Raw genomic sequence first — 19,018 nt, 5'->3', positions numbered from 1 at the left:
AGATTATTAACAAACAGCCTTTTCTATCGACGCATCGTAGATAAAGGTTTCTAACTCACCCTGACTCTGTTTAGCTAATCGGCGCCAATCGGCATCCGATAAACGAACAGACAAAATACAGTTCCCCAGATCGTCGTACTCTTTCTGCTGTATCGCATCCAGTCGATAAAACTGGCCAAGATAATGTCCAGCTGTTGCCGGAATCTTAAGTGTAAACTCATGAATAACTTCACCAATTAACTCAGTGATCGCCTTCAAGAGCAGATCAAACCCCAAACGCTTTTGTGCCGAAACCCAGACTCGTACAGGCTTACCGCGTTCATCATATTCGATACGCGGCGTAACATCTTCAAGCAAGTCAATTTTATTGCAAACAATCAATTGCATCACTTTATCAGCATCGATATCTTTAAGCACTGATTGCACTTGCTCAAAATTATCCGCCATATTTTCATCTGCACAATCAACAATATGCAGTAACAAATCTGCTTGACGCGTCTCTTGTAATGTTGCTTTAAATGCAGCAACGAGATCATGTGGCAAATGACGAATAAAACCTACAGTGTCCGCTAAAATTACGGCACCGTCGGGTAGATCTAACTTTCTCAATGTAGGGTCAAGAGTCGCAAATAGCTGGTCAGCTGCATAAACATCAGATGAGGTTAAGGCATTAAACAGCGTCGACTTGCCCGCGTTGGTATAACCCACTAATGAGACGGTTGGCATGTCACTACGCTTACGGGCGCGGCGACTCTGCTCACGTTGTTTATCAACACGCTCTAAGCGTTTGTTGATATTTTTAATGCGCCCCCGAAGCAAGCGCCTATCTGTTTCGAGCTGGGTTTCCCCTGGGCCACGTAAACCAATACCACCCTTTTGGCGCTCAAGGTGAGTCCAACCACGCACTAGGCGAGTCGACATGTGGCGCAATTGCGCTAGCTCCACCTGTAGCTTACCTTCATGAGTCCGAGCTCTTTGGGCGAAAATATCTAAGATCAGTGATGTCCTGTCCAATACTCGGCACTGACATACCTGTTCAAGATTTCGCTCCTGAGCTGGACTCAAGGCGTGATTGAAAATAACCACATTAGCCTCGGTGGCTGCCACTAAGGCGGCTAACTCCTCGGCTTTACCAGAACCAATAAAAAACTTACGGTCTGGTGAGCGTCGACTTCCAGTAATGACCCCGACTGAGCGTGCTCCAGCTGATTCGACTAATAGCTGTAACTCCACTAAGTCTTCTCGGCGTTCCTCATCGAAAAAGTCGATATGGACAAGAACCGCTGTTTCTCCCGCCTCATAACGATCAAACAAGAAGCAAACTCCTTAACTAAACTTTATTATTCGCCACTTGGCATATCGTCTTGCGCGCCATAACCGCCCTGGGCATTTTGATGGCCAGCAACGTTAAATGGACGAGCAGGAACCACAGTAGAAATAGCGTGTTTGTAAACCATTTGGCTTACTGTGTTTTTCAACAGAATGACAAACTGATCAAACGACTCTACCTGTCCTTGGAGTTTAATGCCGTTAACCAAGTAAATAGATACAGGAACGCGCTCGCGGCGTAGTGCGTTCAAAAATGGGTCTTGTAAAGATTGCCCCTTAGCCATTTTATTATTTCCTTTTTAATTTATATAAAAATAAATCGATATCAGTGAAGTTTTTTGTTTAGTTTTAGTATTATACAGCAAGGGCTAATAAGCTAGCGGCATTGACGCATAAGTGTAACTAAATTCCCCTCAGCACCACTTTCCAGCCAATTCAACTCTGGCCAACTACGCAACCATGTTAATTGACGCTTAGCTAATTGCCTAGTAGCGGCAACGGCTTTTTCGACCATAGTATCATAGTCAAATTCACCATCGAGATATTGCCAACATTGTCGATATCCCACGCAACGCATTGAGGGTAAATCTAAATGCAAGTCACCTCTCGCTTTAAGCTGGACGACTTCATCAATAAAGCCTTGCTCTAACATTATGCGAAAACGCTGCCCGATTAACGCATGCAACACTTTACGCTCTCGCGGTGCAATGGCAAATTGCACCACATCATAGGGTAAAGGAGCCGACTTGGTCATTGTTAACTCAGTCAAACTCTTACCGCTTATTCTATAGACTTCTAACGCTCTTGAAAGCCTTTGTGGATCATTAGGATGAATTCTTTCTGCAGAGACGGGATCTATCTCCCTCAATTGCTCGTGCAGCGCTTCCCATCCATTTGTATCCGCCTCAGCTTGAATATCGGCGCGAATAGCCTCATCAGCACTGGGTAGCGGCGATAATCCCTCTAATAGAGCCTTAAAATACATCATGGTTCCGCCCACTAATAAAGGGGTCTTGCCCATGCTGATAATTTGTTCAATCTCGCGCAGCGCATCGGCTCTAAAATCGGCAGCCGAATAACTTTCACTCGGATCGCGAATATCAATCAGCCGATGCGGACCTCGTGCTAATTCCTCGGCAGAGGGCTTAGCACTGCCGATATCCATGCCGCGATAGATTAATGCTGAATCAACCGAGATAATTTCGCAATTATGCTTTTCGGCTAATTCGAGAGCTAAAGCCGTTTTTCCTGACGCCGTTGGCCCCATCAAAAAAACCCTTTAGGCTGTAATTCTTTATTCAATTGCTTGCTCTTCTAGCCACGATTGCCAAGGTAAGGATACTGCTTTACTGGCAATTTTCTGCCTTTTATCTTCCGTTAACTGACAATAAGCGGCCCAAATATCGGGTGCCGAGATAAATCCAGTTAGGCTTTGCTCTGCCAGCCATAACGCTAATGCATTGGGTGCTGGCGCTTCAAAACGTAACGATTGTAACCACTCAGGAATGATCTTCGCTAACTGACAGTCCCTCAGATATGGGGGCACTTTTTTAATAATCAACTGCTGGTAACGAATTGTTAGCTCTAAACCAAGTTGACGGATAAGTGTTGCATGCTCTTCGAGTAACGCTGCCCAATCAGGATCAGCGGCGACCGATACTGGCATCAATAAAGGCTGCCCAATCAACCCTATAGCCAGTTTTATTTCAATCTCATGGCTACGGACTGCTAATGCTGCAGACTCAATACGTAATAAACTTAATTTTGGCCCATCACTAAATACCCAAAATTGTCCATCGAGTATCAATGGCATAGGTAAAACAGCTTGATAAGCCTTGTCCTGTACGCTGTAAGATGGGGTCTGCAGTAATGCACCATAACTGGCAATCGCTGTCTTAGAAGGCAGCTCAGCTCTTGCACGGCTTTCTCCAGCCGAACTACTGCGTGACTCCCTAGGTACCGCCATGCTTCCATAGGCATTGCTCTGCACCATAGTCCCCGCCCGAACGGTGGCAATATCTCGAGCACGAGACTCACCAACAGGCGTATCGACTTGACTCCCTCGATAATTTTCAGGTTGAGGAGTATTAGTCCAAGCTAAGTTAGCTTTCGGAGATTGCAGCTCGAAGGCAGTATGTTCAGACTTGGGTTCTGAAACATCATCCTCCACTTGGGGCGAACCCAGCTCGAAAGGACGTTCAAAACTAAGCTCTCCGGCTTCTTCTAACGCCGATTGCAGTGCCTGCAAAATATAATCATGCACATAACGGCTTTGATGGAACCGCACTTCATGTTTTGCTGGATGCACGTTCACATCCACCTGATGAGGATCAATATCCAGCATCAGCACATAGCCGGGTTGTTCTACTTCGGCCTTTTGTGCAAATGCTTGACGTACCGCATGATTAACTAAACGATCGCGCACTAGACGGCCATTCACATAAAAGTAATGAGTATCGGTCTGCACGGTTGACCAAGGCGATTGCAGATAACCACTTAAACGTAAATCATCGTGTTGACATTCGATTCTAAGTGCTTGATCGGCAAACGGCCGGCCCGCAACCTGGGTCAGTCGTTGTAAATATTGTGACTCATTCATCGCCGGGCGATAATTGCGCACGGTTTTACCATTGTGTGTCAGGGTAAAATGGATATCCCCCCGCACCAAAGCAATTCGCTTTAACCATTCATCAATATGAGTAAATTCGGTTTTGTCACTTTTTAAAAAGCGTCGACGCGCCGGAGTATTAAAAAATAGATCAACGACTTCAATGGTTGAACCCACCGGATGCGCCGCAGGCATGACTTTAACAGCCATATCGACGCCTTCAGCGTAAGCTTGCCACGCTTCGGTTTGCTCAGCAGTGCGCGACGTTAAGGTTAAACGGGAGACGGAGCTGATACTTGCTAAAGCCTCACCGCGAAAGCCAAAGCTGAGGATAGCTTCAAGATCGTCGAGGGAATGCAGTTTCGAGGTGGCATGGCGCGACAACGCCAAGGCTAATTCATCCTTTGGGATCCCCGAACCATTGTCACGGATCTTAATCAGCTTACTGCCGCCCTTATCGATTTCGATATCGATACGGGTTGCGCCAGCATCTAAGCTGTTCTCAACGAGTTCTTTCACCACTGAGGCCGGTCTTTCGACAACTTCGCCAGCGGCGATTTGGTTCGCCAATTGCGGTGGAAGGATCTGGATCCCCATAGACTTCATCCTATTTAACTCTCAGGAATCACAAGTGTCTGCCCAAGCTGTACCACATCAGTCTTCATGCCATTAGCACGTATAATGCTAGCCATCGGGACTTTATAGCGCTGGGCAATAGCAGAAAGCGACTCCCCCCGACTCACCTTATGCTTAATATTTCCCGCAGATTGAGTACTTGATGGCGCCGTTGAACTTCCATGATTGCGCTTGGCCAATAAGGTATCAGCCGGTGGGTTGTTTTGGAAATAACGATTAACGCCCTTGTAAATCGCAGTGGCAATACTCTCTTGATGACGGTTGCTGCTCAGCAAACGCTCTTCTTTCGGATTCGAGATAAAGCCCGTTTCCACCAAGATTGACGGAATATCAGGAGACTTTAACACTGCAAAACTGGCTGATTCAGGACGATTCTTATGCAGCTCCGTCACTGCACCTAAATCTTTTAAAATATCCCCAGCAACCGAGTGACCAATGGCCATAGAGCTGTTCATAGACATGTCGAGTAAGGTCATAGCAAGATACTGTTCATTATCAGTATTTTGAATAATTTCCCCTGCGCCTCCCAGCAACTCTGAGTGTTTCTCTTTTTGTTCTAACCAACGACCAATTTCACTGTTTGCACGGCGCATCGACAATACCCACACAGATGCACCTCGTGGATTGGGTGATGTAAAAGCATCCGCATGAATAGAGATCAGCAAATCTGCCTTACTGTTACGAGCAAGTTCAGAGCGTTTATTCAAATTCACAAAGTAATCACCAGTGCGGATCATCACTGCACGCATTCCAGGTGTGTCGTTAATTTTGCTCGATAACCGTTTTGCAATTTCGAACACGACTTTTTTCTCATAGAGACCGGATGGTCCAATCGAGCCGGGATCATCACCACCATGCCCTGCATCAATCGCGATAACAATATCGCGGGAAGATGGCACACTTTGATTAACGGATTTTTTAACTGAAGTTGAACTCGTGACTGACGGCGAAGCCGTCACAGTTTTATCCTCTAGGTCAACCACAAGCCGATTACCATAAGGGGCCGTCACGGGTAACGAAAATAAGTTCGCATTTAAGGGTTTAACCAAATCAATAACCAGACGTAAATCGCCTTTCGTCGGAGATTTGCTGACTCGTATGCCTTTGACTAACTTACTGTTGTTATCGATATTTTTCAGGCTCAGTTTAGTTGATGCCTTTTTTAGTTCGACCACTAAACGATGAGGACCATCGAGGGAAAAATAACTGTAATTGGGCACCTCACTCAAATCGAACACAATTCGTGTCGACTCGGGTGCGGCCCAAATACGCACACCTTCGAGCTGGTTGGCCGCGTGGGCTGCAACAGCAAAAAACGCGCATAAAAAAAGAATAATTCTTTGAAAGTAATACTTATTTTTAGTCATCTTTGTTTTTATTTTATCGCGGCTAATAGCGTTTTACCTGATTCGGTTAAGGCTCGAATATGGATTTCACGTCCTTGGTTAAAATATTTTAAATGTAGGTGGATATCAGCATCGGGTAACAACCCTTCACCTTTGTCAGGCCATTCTACGATACAGAGGCTGCTCTGGGTAAAGTAATCACGGATCCCCATAAACTCTAACTCTTCGGGATCGTTTAAACGATACAAATCAAAATGATAAACTTCGACACCGTCGAGCTCATAAGGTTCAACTAAAGTGTAAGTTGGGCTTTTGACTGCACCTTTATGTCCTAATCCTTGAATCAAACCGCGGCTCAGAGTGGTTTTACCCGCCCCCAAATCCCCCGTTAAATACAGAGTCAAAGGCGCTTGAATATGGCGAGCCAATTTTTGCCCAACCGCAATAGTCTCGTCTTCATTATGTAATTGAAAGGTTAACTCTGTCTCTGTCATGTCCGCTTATATCACTGCCGTTATCGATTAAGGAGGCAATTTAAGCGCGGCAGTCCACCCGCGCTTAAATTTTACAGCGCCTAGAGTAAATCACTATTTACTAATTGGCGAATAAAAGGCATCAAATCGCTGGCTAACATGCCCCGTTCACCTTGAACCGCAGCAAGGTCCGCCGCACAACCATGAACGACAACGCCAACGACTGTCGCCTGCATGTTATCCATACCTTGAGCCATAAGGGCGCCTATAATACCAGATAACACATCACCGCACCCACCACTCGCAAGACCAGGATTACCAACTGGCGCCACGACCATCTGTTTTCCATCAAAAATAATGGTTCCAGCCCCTTTAAGCAGGACTACTCCACCGTATTTTTGCTGCAAAGCACGCACGGCTGCGAATCGATCATGCTCAATATCAGCGACACTGCATCCCAACAGTCGTGCGGCCTCTCCCGGATGGGGCGTGAGTACCCAGTTAGTTTGCCTGCGCGGTTCTTGACTGAGCAGATTCAGGGCGTCGGCATCGAGTACACAGGGTTTATCGCTTAACCCCGCGGCTTTAAACAAGTTATAACCCCAATCGTGTTTACCTAACCCCGGGCCAAGCACAACCACCTGTGCCCAACCAAGGCGCAGATACACCTCCATATCGACTAGCTCACAACCCCAAAACATTAACTCAGGTCGAGATACATTTACCGTAAGTTGGTGCTCAGGCCGACTGATCACTGTGACTAATCCAGCCCCCGCACGCAAACAAGCTTCACTGGCAAGCCGAATCGCCCCAGCCATGCCAAAGTCACCACCAATCAGGGTCACTTTACCCGATTGACCTTTGTGGCTATCCCTTGCTCTGGCGGCAAAATAGCTTTTTAGGATTTCACCACCCACTCGAGTCGCGCTTTCACCATTAAAAAAGGGAGTTAATCCCAGATCGGCAAAAGCAAGATGACCGCAGTGATGTCTTGCCTTACTGGTGAGTAGGCCTTGTTTTAAACCGCCAAAGCATAAAGTCGCATCCGCCATCACTGCGACTTGAGCGACAACACCGGTATCGGCCAAGATCCCCGAGGGGAGATCCAAACTAAGCACCCAAGCATTACTCTGATTAATGGCATGGATAAGCGCAGCAACCTGTTCTCGCACCGCGCCCTGAACGCCAGTCCCCAGCAATCCGTCGATAAGGATTGACGCCTGTAAGATCGCATCAATATTAGGAGAATCGACTATCCCACCTTGATTAAGGTAAGCAGAAAGCGCTTGTTCAAATTCTGGCGTACCCTTGGTCTTTAGTAAAAAAACGTGAACCTTATGTCCTGCCTCTAGAGCTAGACGAGCACAAACGAGGGCATCGGCACCGTTATTACCATTACCTGCGAGTACCAATAATGGCATAGCCCCAAACTTAGGCTGGCATGCTATCTGCTCTGTTAAATAGTTAAACGCTGCGCATCCAGCACGTTCAACTAATTGATACAACGTAGCTTCCCCTTCTGAAACTGCGAGCAGTTCCGCCGCTCGCACCTGCTCTTGCGTATAAAGCGCTGTGGGTAAACTCGATAAATCTTGTGCCATAGAGGATCTCCTGCGCGACAAAATAACAAAAGGGTGACTCATCTAATCGACCATCGCTATGGATGAACACTAAACAGTTAATGGTCAAATCAACTAATGAGATCAAGAAAGTAGCAAAAAGCTTCGAGAAAAGTTATGACGTAAATCAGATGCCATGCAAAAAGCAGTGAATATGGACAACACTTATCATCCAAAAACAACAAAGCCAGCATTTAGCTGGCTTTCGGTGTTTACACGAACACAGATGAGGTATCGATAGGTTAAATATCGTCCATCCGGATAGTGCTGTGAACTAATCGTTGCTGTTGAGTTTTCTCAACTCGAATTAAGCCTTCTAATGCCGCACGCGCATCTTCAGCAGTGGTTGAGTTGACGGTTTTTTCCAATAAGCCAATCAGACGATTTTCCAAGTCGAGATGTAAATTCAACACATCATCTTCGTTCATATTGGCGGGTAACATGGTATCTTGGCAACGCTTAGTAAAATCTTCAAACACAAAGTCTTTATACCAAGTATCGAGAACCCTCGCTGGCGCCTCATCCATATAATCACGCAATTTTTCAGCGACATGCTTTTGATGAGATTCAAAATACTCCAGCATCATCTTTACTCGAGCGGAGTCAGCATGATTGTTCAGTCGGCCATAGAGTTGCGCCATATCTAAGCGGCAGTTCGCCACATACTCAAGTAAATCACGTAATTGTTGAATACGCATATAATGCACTCCAGTGTTAAGCCAACTACTTGGCGCTATTAACTTTGTCTGGATTCATTATGTAAGTAAAAGCGTTACGAATATTTGAACAAGGTCATAATTTAACTTTCGCAACGCCATCTAATTTAGGAAATCTTGAAGAAACAAGGTGCAGATCACGCATTAACCTTGCTGTTTTATTTTTTACAAAATAGAAAACATCATCGACAACAGCCGCAGGGCAGGTAAATCCTGCAACACTTAACCACATTAGTATTAAAAATAACCACGAAAACAAAGGTTAATAAATTGCAGCGATGAACGTGCTCAAAAATGCTTGGAATAATCAACAACGGAACAGACATGTTAAGTGTACAGAAAAGTAAAATAGCGCTATGTCAGTTGCGATAACTTAGTTTGAAATGATGAAGATTTTATGGGGAGACTAACGAGAAAAATTGGAACGACATATCAGGTTCGAACCGATGACCTATACCTTGAAAAGAAAGGTATCGCAATATCAAAAGCACAACTGAGCTAATGCTAATTGAGTACTTGATTATGGGGAGATTTAGAAAATTGGAGCGACATATCGGGTTCGAACCGATGACCTATACCTTGGCAAGGTATCGCTCTACCAACTGAGCTAATGTCGCATTTACATTTTAAGACTGTAACCGTCTGAAATTGGAGCGACATATCGGGTTCGAACCGATGACCTATACCTTGGCAAGGTATCGCTCTACCAACTGAGCTAATGTCGCATAATTAGTGCTTCACATTCGCCTTCAACATCGACAAAGGTATCGTCTATCAACCTTTATCAACTGAGCTAATGTCGCATAATTTTGTATTTAATGACTTGGTGAATCACTAAATTTGTATTTGGAGCGACATATCGGGTTCGAACCGATGACCTATACCTTGGCAAGGTATCGCTCTACCAACTGAGCTAATGTCGCATATCCTGCATTTAATGACTTGGTAAATCACTAAATTTGTAATTTGGAGCGACATATCGGGTTCGAACCGATGACCTATACCTTGGCAAGGTATCGCTCTACCAACTGAGCTAATGTCGCATTTTGTATCGCTGCCACATTTGCCTTCAACATTCACAAAGGTATCGTCTCCTAACCTTTATCAACTGAGCTAATGTCGCCTTTACTTATTTGACGAGACAATCATGCCCGCATCAAAAAGTTGAGGCCGCATTATATGAAAAATTTATGCGGCTGCAACCCCTTCTTGCAGATTTATCTGCTGATCGGTCAAATTTTAAATACTTTGCTGCGGTAATACTGTAATTCAGCGATCGACTCTTGGATATCTTGCAGCGCTTGATGAGTGTTTTGCTTTTTGAAACCTGCCATAGTTTCAGGGCTCCAACGCTTCACTAGCTCCTTAACCGTGCTTACGTCTAGATTGCGATAATGGAAGTAGTCCTCCAATTCACGCATATAACGATTTAAGAAGCGACGGTCCTGACCCACGCTGTTACCACACATAGGCGAGACACCCTTAGGCACGTATTGCTCTAAAAATGCGATGGTTTGTGCAACAGCCTGCGCTTCGTTCACTTGGCTGGCACGCACTCTATCGATGAGGCCCGATTCACCGTGATGTTTTTGGTTCCAATCATCCATGGCCGCCAGTACTTCATCCGATTGATGAATAGCAATCACTGGCCCCTGACCGATAATATTGAGTTCTTGGTCTGTTACTAAGGTAGCAATTTCAATGACCCTATCGACATCGGGTTCTAACCCAGTCATTTCGAGATCGATCCAAATGAGATTATTTGCGTCTGCCGCCATAATTGCGCCTTATCATGTCAGTTAGCCTAAATTCAGGCTTTTTTATTCAAGAGCGTGTATCATACTGCTTTTTTCAAACACAAAATATCACCTAATTGACGAAGACAAACCAGTGAGTAAAAAGAAACCCCTAAGCCAAGGCCAATTACGCCGTATGCGCGCCAATCACGAGAAACGCCTCAATCGTGACAATGGTGATAAAAATGCGCCTGAGTTACAGGATAGCTCACTCGGCCCAGAACAGAGCGGAACCGTGATCTCCCGCTTTGGTCAACATGCCGATATTGAAACCGAAGATGGCCTGATTGTGCGCTGCAACATTCGCCGCACCATTAGCAGTTTAGTGACTGGCGATAAAGTGATTGTACGCTTAGCTATTGAAAGCCAAGCAAATAGTGGTATAGCTGGCATTGTGGAAGCAGTGCATCCAAGACGCTCTTCCCTCTCGCGCCCCGATTTATACGATGGCGTGAAAATTATCGCCTCGAATATCGACCAAATTTTGATTGTGTCTTCCGTATTACCTAGCTTTACCACCCAGATTATTGACCGCTATTTAGTGGCAGCCGAAGACACGGATATTCCGCCGATCATCATTTTGAACAAAATTGATCTGTTAACGCCGGAAGAAGCACCCGCCATCGAAGCTGCCTTAAAGCGCTACGAAGCCATTGGATATCCAGTATATAAGGTCAGCAGTAAGTTAGGCGAAGGCTTAGATACCATTAAAGCCCTGCTGAAAGATAAAGTGAGCGTATTTGCTGGCCAGTCTGGTGTGGGTAAATCCTCTCTGGTCAACGCCTTACTGCCCGAAGCCGAGCTACTGGTAGGCGATGTCTCCGACAACTCTGGGCTTGGACAACACACCACGACCACAGCTAAGTTGCTACATTTACCGAGTGGTGGTGATTTAATCGACTCCCCCGGCGTGCGCGAATTTGCCCTCTGGCACTTACCCGCCCAACGTGTCGGTTGGTGCTTTATCGAATTTCGTGACTTTTTAGGTGGCTGTAAATTCCGCGATTGTAAACACGGCGATGACCCAGGCTGCGCCTTAAAAGCCGCAGTCGAAGCGGGTAAGATTAGTGAAGATCGCTTTAATAACTACCATCGTATTATCGCAAGCCTTGATGAGCAGCGTCACGCTCGGCAATTTCGCGCCCAAAGCGATGAATAACGAGTACAACAAAGCCATCACAACGAATAGAATTAACGCAAAACAAGTCTCAACCTAAGTTGAGCAACATAAAGGAAAGGAACACAAATTGGATAAAGTTAAAATTGCGCTGCAGTACATGCTGCCAAAGCACCTGTTATCTCGCTTAGTCGGTAAACTTGCCGCTTCCGAAGCTGGCGCATTAACGACTGCCGCGATTAAATGGTTTATCAAGCAATATAAAATCGATATGAGCGAAGCGGCTCAGAGCGAACCTGAGGCTTATAAAAGCTTCAACGACTTTTTTACCCGTGCACTTAAGCCTGGTATTCGCCCAATTAATACTGCGGCCAACATCATGGTGCACCCCGTTGATGGCGCCGTCAGCCAACTTGGTCCCATCAAGGATGGGCGTATTTTCCAAGCTAAAGGCCATCACTATTCTTCACTCACTTTGCTTGGCGACCAAGCCGAAGATGCCAAACGCTTCGAAGGTGGTGATTTTGCGACAATTTATCTGGCTCCTAAGGATTATCACCGCATCCATATGCCGATTAAAGGCACCCTGTCGAAGATGACCTATGTGCCAGGTGAGCTGTTTTCCGTTAACCCGCTAACGGCGCGCCATGTGCCAGGCCTATTTGCTCGCAACGAACGTGTAGTGGCAATTTTTGAAACCGAGCTTGGCCCACTGGCTATGGTATTAGTAGGCGCAACTATTGTGGCGAGCATCGAAACCGTTTGGGCAGGCACTATTACGCCGCCAACCGGTAAGCAAGTATTCACTTGGGAATATCCAACGGTAGGCCCTGACGCGATTACCTTAGAGAAAGGCGAAGAAATGGGTCGCTTCAAGCTTGGCAGTACCGTCGTCATGCTGCTTGCCAAAGATGCTATCGACACCTTCGCCGAAGGCGTTGAACCCGAAGCCGTGACGCGTATGGGTCAAGCCTTTGCTAATCTGAAAAACCAGGCGTCAGCCGACTAACTACGGCGACCCAATTGAGCCAGACCAGTAAACCTTCGGGATTAATCGAATTACACTTAGCTGTGCTGATGTTTGGCGGCACAGCGTTGTTTTCAAAGTTAATCCCCTTAAGCGCACTCGATATTACCTTCCTAAGATGTGTCGTCGCGGCGTTAGTGTTGGCATTGCTCATCAAATTCCGCGGTAAATACTTAAGCCTTGCCAGCAAACAGGATTATCTGGTTGCTATCGGCTTAGGTGTGATAGTCAGCCTGCACTGGGTCACCTACTTTGCCGCGATGCAACTCTCATCGGTCGCCATCGGCATGATCGCCTTCTTCACCTATCCGGTGATGACGGTGATTGCCGAGCCATTATTAACGGGCAATAAAATCAAGCTGATGGATATTATCAGCGGCATTTTCGTGCTGATAGGTGTTGTACTGCTGATCCCCGAAGCCAATCTTGGTAACGACACGACTCTAGGAATTGCGATCGGTATTCTGTCGGCAATGTTATTTACCGCCCGTAACCTACTGCAAAAACGCTATTTTTCCCAATATAGTGGCCCCCACGCCATGTTTTATCAAACCTTAGTGGCGGCGGTGTTTCTTATGCCTTGGCATCAAACAGATCTGCAAAGCATCTCCCTCGAGACCTGGGGCTTGATTGTGCTGCTAGGGGTCGTGTTTACTGCCGCGCCCCATGCGCTGTTCACCTCGGCATTGCGCCAATTAAGTGCTAAAACAGTAGGACTAGTCTCCTGCCTTCAACCCTTTTATGGGGCCATGTTGGCTTTGCTGATTTTAGGTGAAGCACTGAATGTAAATACTTTGATAGGCGGAACCATCATAGTCGCCACCGCCATCTTTGAAACCCATCAATCCCACCAGTCACAACGGCAAAAAAAGAACATTTGAAACATACCAATCTTGGCCCAAGTTGGCTAAGATGAGTGCGTCTTTCGCCTCTAATTGCTTTTGCCTATATGCCACGTATTTTATTGTTCGTTATTGCTTTTTTGTCTTTTTCTCTCCATGCCAATTCGCCCTTGCAATTGGACAAGCGTCTTGGCCTAAACAACCAAAATCAGCAACAAAATATTAGCATTGACGATCAAATTGTTGAGCTTAAAAACAACATTGACAGACTGGCGGCCAATGCGAGCAGTTTTCAGCAGGCGCAGCTGGATTTTGAAAAAAATAAAAAGGTCATCGATCAGGGCTTAAAAGAGGCCACTAAGCCATTAAAGCTGGATAAAGCCACAGATCTTAACCAGCAAGCCTCGATGGCCTATTTACGCCTATCTGAGTTAAAAGAGAGTGAGGCGGCTCTCGGCAATCAAGTCAACGAACTACTACAGCGCCATAATCTACTGCCTTCCGTCATTGCCAATGCAAGACAAAATGTGCTGCAAAATAAAAAAACGGAATTGGCGCCTATCGATACGCCAGCGGGTGAATTACAACAAATACAGCGGATTTTCTTCGAACAGAGCCTTGCCACCCATGAGGCCGAGCTTGCCAGTAGCCAAAAGCGTATCGAACTTACCCAGCTACAGTTACAGTTAGTTCGCCAGCAATTGAGCCAGCAAGAAGCCTTTATCGAAACTATCAATAAGGCGATCAACAAGCAGCGCCAACAACAAACCGATGCCACGCTGGCCAAGAATTTAGTTGATACCACTAAAGTCATCGATCCGATTACACGCAATATCGCCGATACCAATCAGATCTACGGCCAAAAACTGCAAACCTTAACCTTGCAAATCAATAACGTGGTAGAGCAGCAAGAACAGGCTGAGCTCCAATATCAATCTCAAGCCAAGCAACTTGCTAATATCCAAGAGCAAATTACTTGGGTCAAAATGAACTCCGCCTTTGGCGAACGCTTTTTGCAGATGTTGCAATCGCTGCCTAAGCCGCCAAACCATGAAAAACTACAAACTCTTATCGCCGATGCGCGTCTCGACAGATATCACCTAGAGCAACAGCAGGCGCTCAACGAACAAGAACTCGAACAAGCCAATCTCTATAATGAGGGGCAGATTAAGCTGCTGCGCTCACAACAAGCATTGCTGACTCAGCTAATGCAGAGTTATGACCAGTATTTGAGTGAACTAGGCAAGCTTAAAGTGAATTATCAGCAGCTTAGCCAACAGCACCTGACGCTAAAAAACACCCTAAACGAACATCTATTTTGGGTACCTAATGCCGCGAGCATTAACAAGCTCTGGCTCACCGATATTCAACGTAGCGCCCTATGGCTAATCCAACAGGCACAATGGGGACAACTGAGCAAAGCTTGGCAGGAGCAAAACGACTATTGGTCATGGTGGATCATTCTGCTAGTGCTCTGTTTAGTGGTTCAAGATTTAATAAAACCTAAATTCAATCGATTACTCGGCAACTATGCAACCTATGTAGGTAATGTGACTCAGGATAAATTTATTTATACCTTCAAATCCTTAGTCCTTAGCCTAGGTTATGCCCTCATCAAACCGCTACCCATAGTGGCAGCAGGATGGATTTTCTATCAATCAGACCGTAACTTTGTGCAAGCGGTCGGCATGGGGATTTTAGCAATAGGATTGGTTTACCTATTGTATCGATTGATTTTTATTCTTGCTCTAGATAAAGGCGTATTGGTAGGCCACTTCAAACGCCCCTCAAAACTGATTCAGGCAGGCCAGCTCAGGCTCAAACACTTTGTATTTGTCGCCAGTCCCTTGCTTGGCATTATGGGCTTTACCGAAATACTCGATGCCTCGCTTATCCGCAACAGCATTGGCCGCGGCGCATTTATCTGTTTTTGTGTGGTGTTATTCTTGTTATACAAGGATATTTTGCTATTAAGCCGGCAAAATAGCGTTGCTCAAAAAGAGGGGAAGAACAAACGGCTGATCCAAAAATTGCTCTGGGCATTGTTGATCGCTGTTCCCCTGCTGAGCGCTGGGCTCGCCTTTAGGGGCTACTACTTCACCGCATTCCAAATGCTGTTGCAATTACAGCTATCGATCATATTGGGATTAAGCTTTTTACTGCTCTATCAATTAATTAAACGTTGGATGTTGATTGAGCGCCGCCGCATTGCCTTCGACCGCGCGAAAGCGAAACGGGCTGAGCGTTTAGCCCAACGGGAAAAGGGCGAAACACACCATAGCTCCAATGATGGCTTAGATACCTACGAAGAACCCGTAGTCGACCTCGAAACCATTTCGAGTCAGTCCCTTGGATTGGTGCGTTCCTTATTGCTACTGGCGTTTTTAGCCAGCTTGATTGGCCTGTGGACGCAAACCCATACGGCGCTGTTTTCCTTCTTGGATGGCATCACCCTCTGGACCACCAATACCAGCGTCAATGGTGTCGAGCAGCAGCTCCCCATCACCATGAAATCGCTGTTATTCGGCTTAATCATCGTTGGCTTCTCGCTGATGATTGCGACCAATTTACCCGGTTTGCTTGAGCTGATGATCCTACAGCGGCTCGATTTAACACCCGGTACTGGCTTTGCCATCACCACAGTAAGTCGTTACTTAGTGGTGTTTTTAGGCCTGTTGATTGGTTTTTCGAATCTCGGGATGGAATGGTCAAAACTGCAATGGTTGATTGCCGCCTTGTCACTGGGTCTAGGTTTTGGTTTGCAGGAGATTTTTGCCAACTTTATCTCGGGCCTGATTATTCTGTTCGAAAAGCCAGTGCGTATTGGCGATACGGTGACAATCCGCGATCTCACCGGGACTGTGAGTAAAATCCAGATCCGTGCCACCACCATTATCGATTGGGACAGAAAGGAAATTATCATTCCTAACAAGGCTTTTATTACCGAGCAATTGATTAACTGGTCGCTGTCGGATCCTATTACCCGTGTCATTGTTTATGTGTCGGTTGCCCGCGATTCGGATCCAGCAAAAGTGGAAGCCACGCTTTATCAAGCTGTTCAGGAATGCGAAGATGCGTTGCCGAATCCAGAGCCAGAAGTGTGGTTTGCTGGCTTTGGTAAACATACTCAAGACTATGAAGTACGAGCCTATGCAAAAGATATGTCGGCACGCTGGCCACTACGCCACGATCTGCACAAACGTATTACCCGTAAGCTTAAAGAAAACAACTTGGAACTCGCCTATCCGCAAATGGAAATCCATATTAAAAATGGCCAAACTCGCGATCAGGTCGGCATAATCCGCAGTTAATAGGAAAAATCACATGCTTATTTTTGCTCACCGTGGTGCCAGCGGTTATGTGGCGGAAAATACCTTAGCCGCCATGGCCAAAGCGATTGAATTAGGCACCAAAGCCATTGAGTTGGATGTGCACAATGTCGAAGGTGAGTTAGTCGTATTTCATGACCGCAGGCTCGACAATAAAAGCTCAGGCCAAGGCATTATCCATTTAGTAAGTAGGGACTACCTAGAGCAAGTCACAGTTAAAGGCGAACCCATTCCCACACTTTGGCAAGTGCTCGAACTGGTCGCAGGTCGCGCCACAGTAAACATTGAACTTAAAGGCGTAAATACAGTAACGCCACTCCTCGAACTTTATCCAAAAGCCATCACCGAGCTAGGGTTCAGTACCGAGCAATTACTGATTTCCTCCTTTAATCATCCTTATTTACAGCAAGTTAAACAGGCTCTGCCACAGGCATTAGTGGCGCCCTTGCTCGCCAGTATTCCCCTCGATGGCGCAGCGGTCGTAAGCGAGCTAAACGCATATTCTTTGCATTTAGATGTGAGTTTTATCAGCCAAGCTCTAGTGGATGACGCCCACCAAAGAGGTGCTAAGATTTATGTTTACACCGTCGATCACAGCGATGATATTCATGCACTTAAGCAACTTGGTGTCGATGGCATCTTCAGCAATTACCCCGATCGTGCGATGCAGGCGCTAGCACACCCGACCAATACAGACTATCGCGGTTATTTCGAATAACCGCATTTCACGGACTTAACGCCTTAAGCTTGGCTATTTCGCTGTGCCCAATAGCCGATAAAAATAAACATGGCGACGATCAGCAAAAACATCCAATGGGATGGCATGGCAACGATTTGCCTTGCCACCCAAGGCGTAGCTTTAACGATCAATAGGCCATAACCAAAGGCATTCACAATGATAAAAACCAAGGTTCGCAGGATAAAAGAGTGACCAACTAAATGCCGTCTGATGATGCGATTCATATCGGCTGAAAACACTAAAATCAAACACACCACCATGGCCGTGGCGATATCGAAGGACCAAGGACGCAACATATTTCCTAAATGGCCAATAATGGCGACTAACTGATCAAACATAAGACTCAACCTAAATAGCGCTGCAAAAATTAAAACAAGACAGCAGCATATTGAAAAATAAAGACAACCAAGCATAAAGGGAGACGACATGGGGCACAAGTTACTCTTACTCACTAAGGCGAATGAACAATATCGCCAGCTCATTGAGGCGCAGCAGTTGCCCGACCTTGAGTTGCTTGATGATAATCCTGCGAATATTGCACAGGCCGATATCTGGCTTGCCGAACCTAAGCTTGCCGCACCGCTAGTGCCCCATGCCAAAGAGCTAAAATGGTTGCAATCCAGTTTTGCGGGCATTGATGCCCTGATGGGGCCAAGGGCAAGAAAGGATTATCAACTCACCAACATCAAAGGGATTTTCGGCCCCTTAATGAGCGAATATCTATTCGGTTATCTGCTCGCCCACGTGCGAGGACACCATTTCTACCAAGCGCAACAGCGGCAAAAAATTTGGCAAGTACAAAGTGCTACGCGCACCAGTTTACAAGGGATGCGATTATTACTCTTAGGCACAGGTTCCATCGCCCAGCATGTTGCCAAGACGGCTAAACAGTTCGGCATGCATGTTACTGGGATAAACCGCAGCGGCCGTGAGGTCGAAGGCTTTGATGTAATTTTGCCGCTCTCACAGCTCGCACAATGCTTAAGCCACAGCGATGTGGTCACTAACTTACTGCCAAGTACACCAGAAACGCGCCAGCTTCTGAATGAGTCAATGATTGCTAAGCTCAAAGCCGATGCTATTTTGGTAAATGTTGGCCGCGGTGATGTACTCGATCTCGATGCCCTCAATGCCCAGCTGATTGCCCAACCTGCGCAGCAAGCCATTCTCGATGTGTTCATGCAGGAGCCACTCCCTGCAACGCATCCGATTTGGGAGAGGCCAAACGTCATTATCACGCCCCATATCTCAGCGCCGAGTCAACCTGAGCAAATCGTCGGTATTTTTAGCGATAACTATCGCCGCTATATAGCAGCAGAGCCTCTGCAAAATCAGGTCAATTTTACTCAGGGCTATTAATCGAGGCTCAATCCCTATGGCAGAAAAGAAAAGGCAATCAAAGATTGATTGCCTTTTGATACAAACGCTTGGATAGCGACGG

At 46.2% G+C, this 19,018-nt stretch carries 16 protein-coding genes and 4 tRNA genes; 6 read left to right on the top strand and 14 right to left on the bottom strand.

Annotated features, from left to right (window positions below; translation table 11 throughout):
• Positions 1–6 precede the first annotated feature (6 nt).
• From hflX to orn, 13 genes are all read right to left on the bottom strand, one after another.
• Positions 7–1,314, bottom strand: coding sequence for a ribosome rescue GTPase HflX (hflX, locus tag SHEWPOL2_RS05865; RefSeq protein ID WP_037426988.1), 1,308 nt, complete (start codon positions 1,312–1,314; stop codon positions 7–9).
• Positions 1,315–1,340: 26 nt separating this feature from the next.
• Positions 1,341–1,613 carry an RNA chaperone Hfq gene (gene hfq, locus SHEWPOL2_RS05860; RefSeq protein ID WP_011070934.1) on the bottom strand — a complete coding sequence of 91 codons (273 nt, stop codon included), beginning with the start codon at positions 1,611–1,613 and terminating at the stop codon, positions 1,341–1,343.
• A 92-nt stretch (positions 1,614–1,705) separates the two neighbouring features.
• Positions 1,706–2,596 (bottom strand): tRNA (adenosine(37)-N6)-dimethylallyltransferase MiaA, encoded by an 891-nt coding sequence (gene miaA, locus SHEWPOL2_RS05855; RefSeq protein ID WP_037426985.1) that lies wholly within the window; start codon positions 2,594–2,596, stop codon positions 1,706–1,708.
• A gap of 27 nt (positions 2,597–2,623) precedes the next feature.
• Positions 2,624–4,534, bottom strand: a complete 1,911-nt coding sequence (gene mutL / locus SHEWPOL2_RS05850; RefSeq protein ID WP_037426983.1) for a DNA mismatch repair endonuclease MutL — start codon at positions 4,532–4,534, stop codon at positions 2,624–2,626.
• Between the two features lie 14 nt (positions 4,535–4,548).
• Positions 4,549–5,940: an N-acetylmuramoyl-L-alanine amidase gene (locus SHEWPOL2_RS05845; RefSeq protein ID WP_037426981.1), complete on the bottom strand. Its 1,392-nt coding sequence runs from the start codon at positions 5,938–5,940 to the stop codon at positions 4,549–4,551.
• 8 nt (positions 5,941–5,948) lie between these two features.
• Positions 5,949–6,413: a tRNA (adenosine(37)-N6)-threonylcarbamoyltransferase complex ATPase subunit type 1 TsaE gene (gene tsaE / locus SHEWPOL2_RS05840; RefSeq protein WP_037414194.1), complete on the bottom strand. Its 465-nt coding sequence runs from the start codon at positions 6,411–6,413 to the stop codon at positions 5,949–5,951.
• An 80-nt stretch (positions 6,414–6,493) separates the two neighbouring features.
• A complete protein-coding gene (locus SHEWPOL2_RS05835; protein ID WP_037426978.1) occupies positions 6,494–7,993 on the bottom strand; it encodes a bifunctional ADP-dependent NAD(P)H-hydrate dehydratase/NAD(P)H-hydrate epimerase in 1,500 nt (499 codons plus the stop codon).
• A gap of 260 nt (positions 7,994–8,253) precedes the next feature.
• Positions 8,254–8,709, bottom strand: coding sequence for a hypothetical protein (locus SHEWPOL2_RS05830; RefSeq protein ID WP_037426974.1), 456 nt, complete (start codon positions 8,707–8,709; stop codon positions 8,254–8,256).
• A 559-nt stretch (positions 8,710–9,268) separates the two neighbouring features.
• Positions 9,269–9,344: transfer RNA gene (locus SHEWPOL2_RS05825), tRNA-Gly, on the bottom strand.
• A 32-nt stretch (positions 9,345–9,376) separates the two neighbouring features.
• Positions 9,377–9,452, bottom strand: a tRNA-Gly gene (locus SHEWPOL2_RS05820).
• Positions 9,453–9,574: 122 nt separating this feature from the next.
• Positions 9,575–9,650, bottom strand: a tRNA-Gly gene (locus SHEWPOL2_RS05815).
• A 44-nt stretch (positions 9,651–9,694) separates the two neighbouring features.
• Positions 9,695–9,770, bottom strand: a tRNA-Gly gene (locus SHEWPOL2_RS05810).
• A 189-nt stretch (positions 9,771–9,959) separates the two neighbouring features.
• Positions 9,960–10,505, bottom strand: a complete 546-nt coding sequence (gene orn / locus SHEWPOL2_RS05805) for an oligoribonuclease (RefSeq protein WP_037426972.1) — start codon at positions 10,503–10,505, stop codon at positions 9,960–9,962.
• 112 nt (positions 10,506–10,617) lie between these two features.
• Between orn and rsgA the strand changes: the two genes are divergently transcribed.
• The 5 genes from rsgA to SHEWPOL2_RS05780 all read left to right on the top strand — a co-directional run bounded on the left by rsgA (position 10,618) and on the right by SHEWPOL2_RS05780 (position 17,556).
• Positions 10,618–11,682: a small ribosomal subunit biogenesis GTPase RsgA gene (gene rsgA / locus SHEWPOL2_RS05800; RefSeq protein ID WP_037426969.1), complete on the top strand. Its 1,065-nt coding sequence runs from the start codon at positions 10,618–10,620 to the stop codon at positions 11,680–11,682.
• 88 nt (positions 11,683–11,770) lie between these two features.
• The gene (gene asd, locus SHEWPOL2_RS05795; protein ID WP_037426966.1) at positions 11,771–12,649 is read left to right on the top strand and encodes an archaetidylserine decarboxylase; all 879 of its coding nucleotides are present in this window, start codon (positions 11,771–11,773) and stop codon (positions 12,647–12,649) included.
• Positions 12,650–12,663: 14 nt separating this feature from the next.
• Positions 12,664–13,548: a DMT family transporter gene (locus SHEWPOL2_RS05790; protein WP_037426963.1), complete on the top strand. Its 885-nt coding sequence runs from the start codon at positions 12,664–12,666 to the stop codon at positions 13,546–13,548.
• 68 nt (positions 13,549–13,616) lie between these two features.
• Positions 13,617–16,820, top strand: coding sequence for a mechanosensitive ion channel domain-containing protein (locus SHEWPOL2_RS05785; RefSeq protein ID WP_037427038.1), 3,204 nt, complete (start codon positions 13,617–13,619; stop codon positions 16,818–16,820).
• Between the two features lie 13 nt (positions 16,821–16,833).
• Positions 16,834–17,556 (top strand): glycerophosphodiester phosphodiesterase, encoded by a 723-nt coding sequence (locus SHEWPOL2_RS05780; protein WP_037426961.1) that lies wholly within the window; start codon positions 16,834–16,836, stop codon positions 17,554–17,556.
• 23 nt (positions 17,557–17,579) lie between these two features.
• Here SHEWPOL2_RS05780 and SHEWPOL2_RS05775 read toward each other — a convergent pair whose 3' ends face one another.
• On the bottom strand, positions 17,580–17,915 hold the full coding sequence (locus SHEWPOL2_RS05775; RefSeq protein WP_037414115.1) for a DUF3392 domain-containing protein: 336 nt from the start codon (positions 17,913–17,915) through the stop codon (positions 17,580–17,582).
• Between the two features lie 88 nt (positions 17,916–18,003).
• Here SHEWPOL2_RS05775 and SHEWPOL2_RS05770 point away from each other — a divergent pair, with 88 nt between their 5' ends.
• Positions 18,004–18,936 carry a D-2-hydroxyacid dehydrogenase gene (locus SHEWPOL2_RS05770; protein WP_037426958.1) on the top strand — a complete coding sequence of 311 codons (933 nt, stop codon included), beginning with the start codon at positions 18,004–18,006 and terminating at the stop codon, positions 18,934–18,936.
• Positions 18,937–19,018: the final 82 nt, after the last annotated feature.

The organism is Shewanella sp. POL2 (assembly GCF_000282755.1).
Classification (GTDB): domain Bacteria; phylum Pseudomonadota; class Gammaproteobacteria; order Enterobacterales; family Shewanellaceae; genus Shewanella; species Shewanella xiamenensis.
This window is presented reverse-complemented; position numbering and strand designations above follow the sequence as displayed.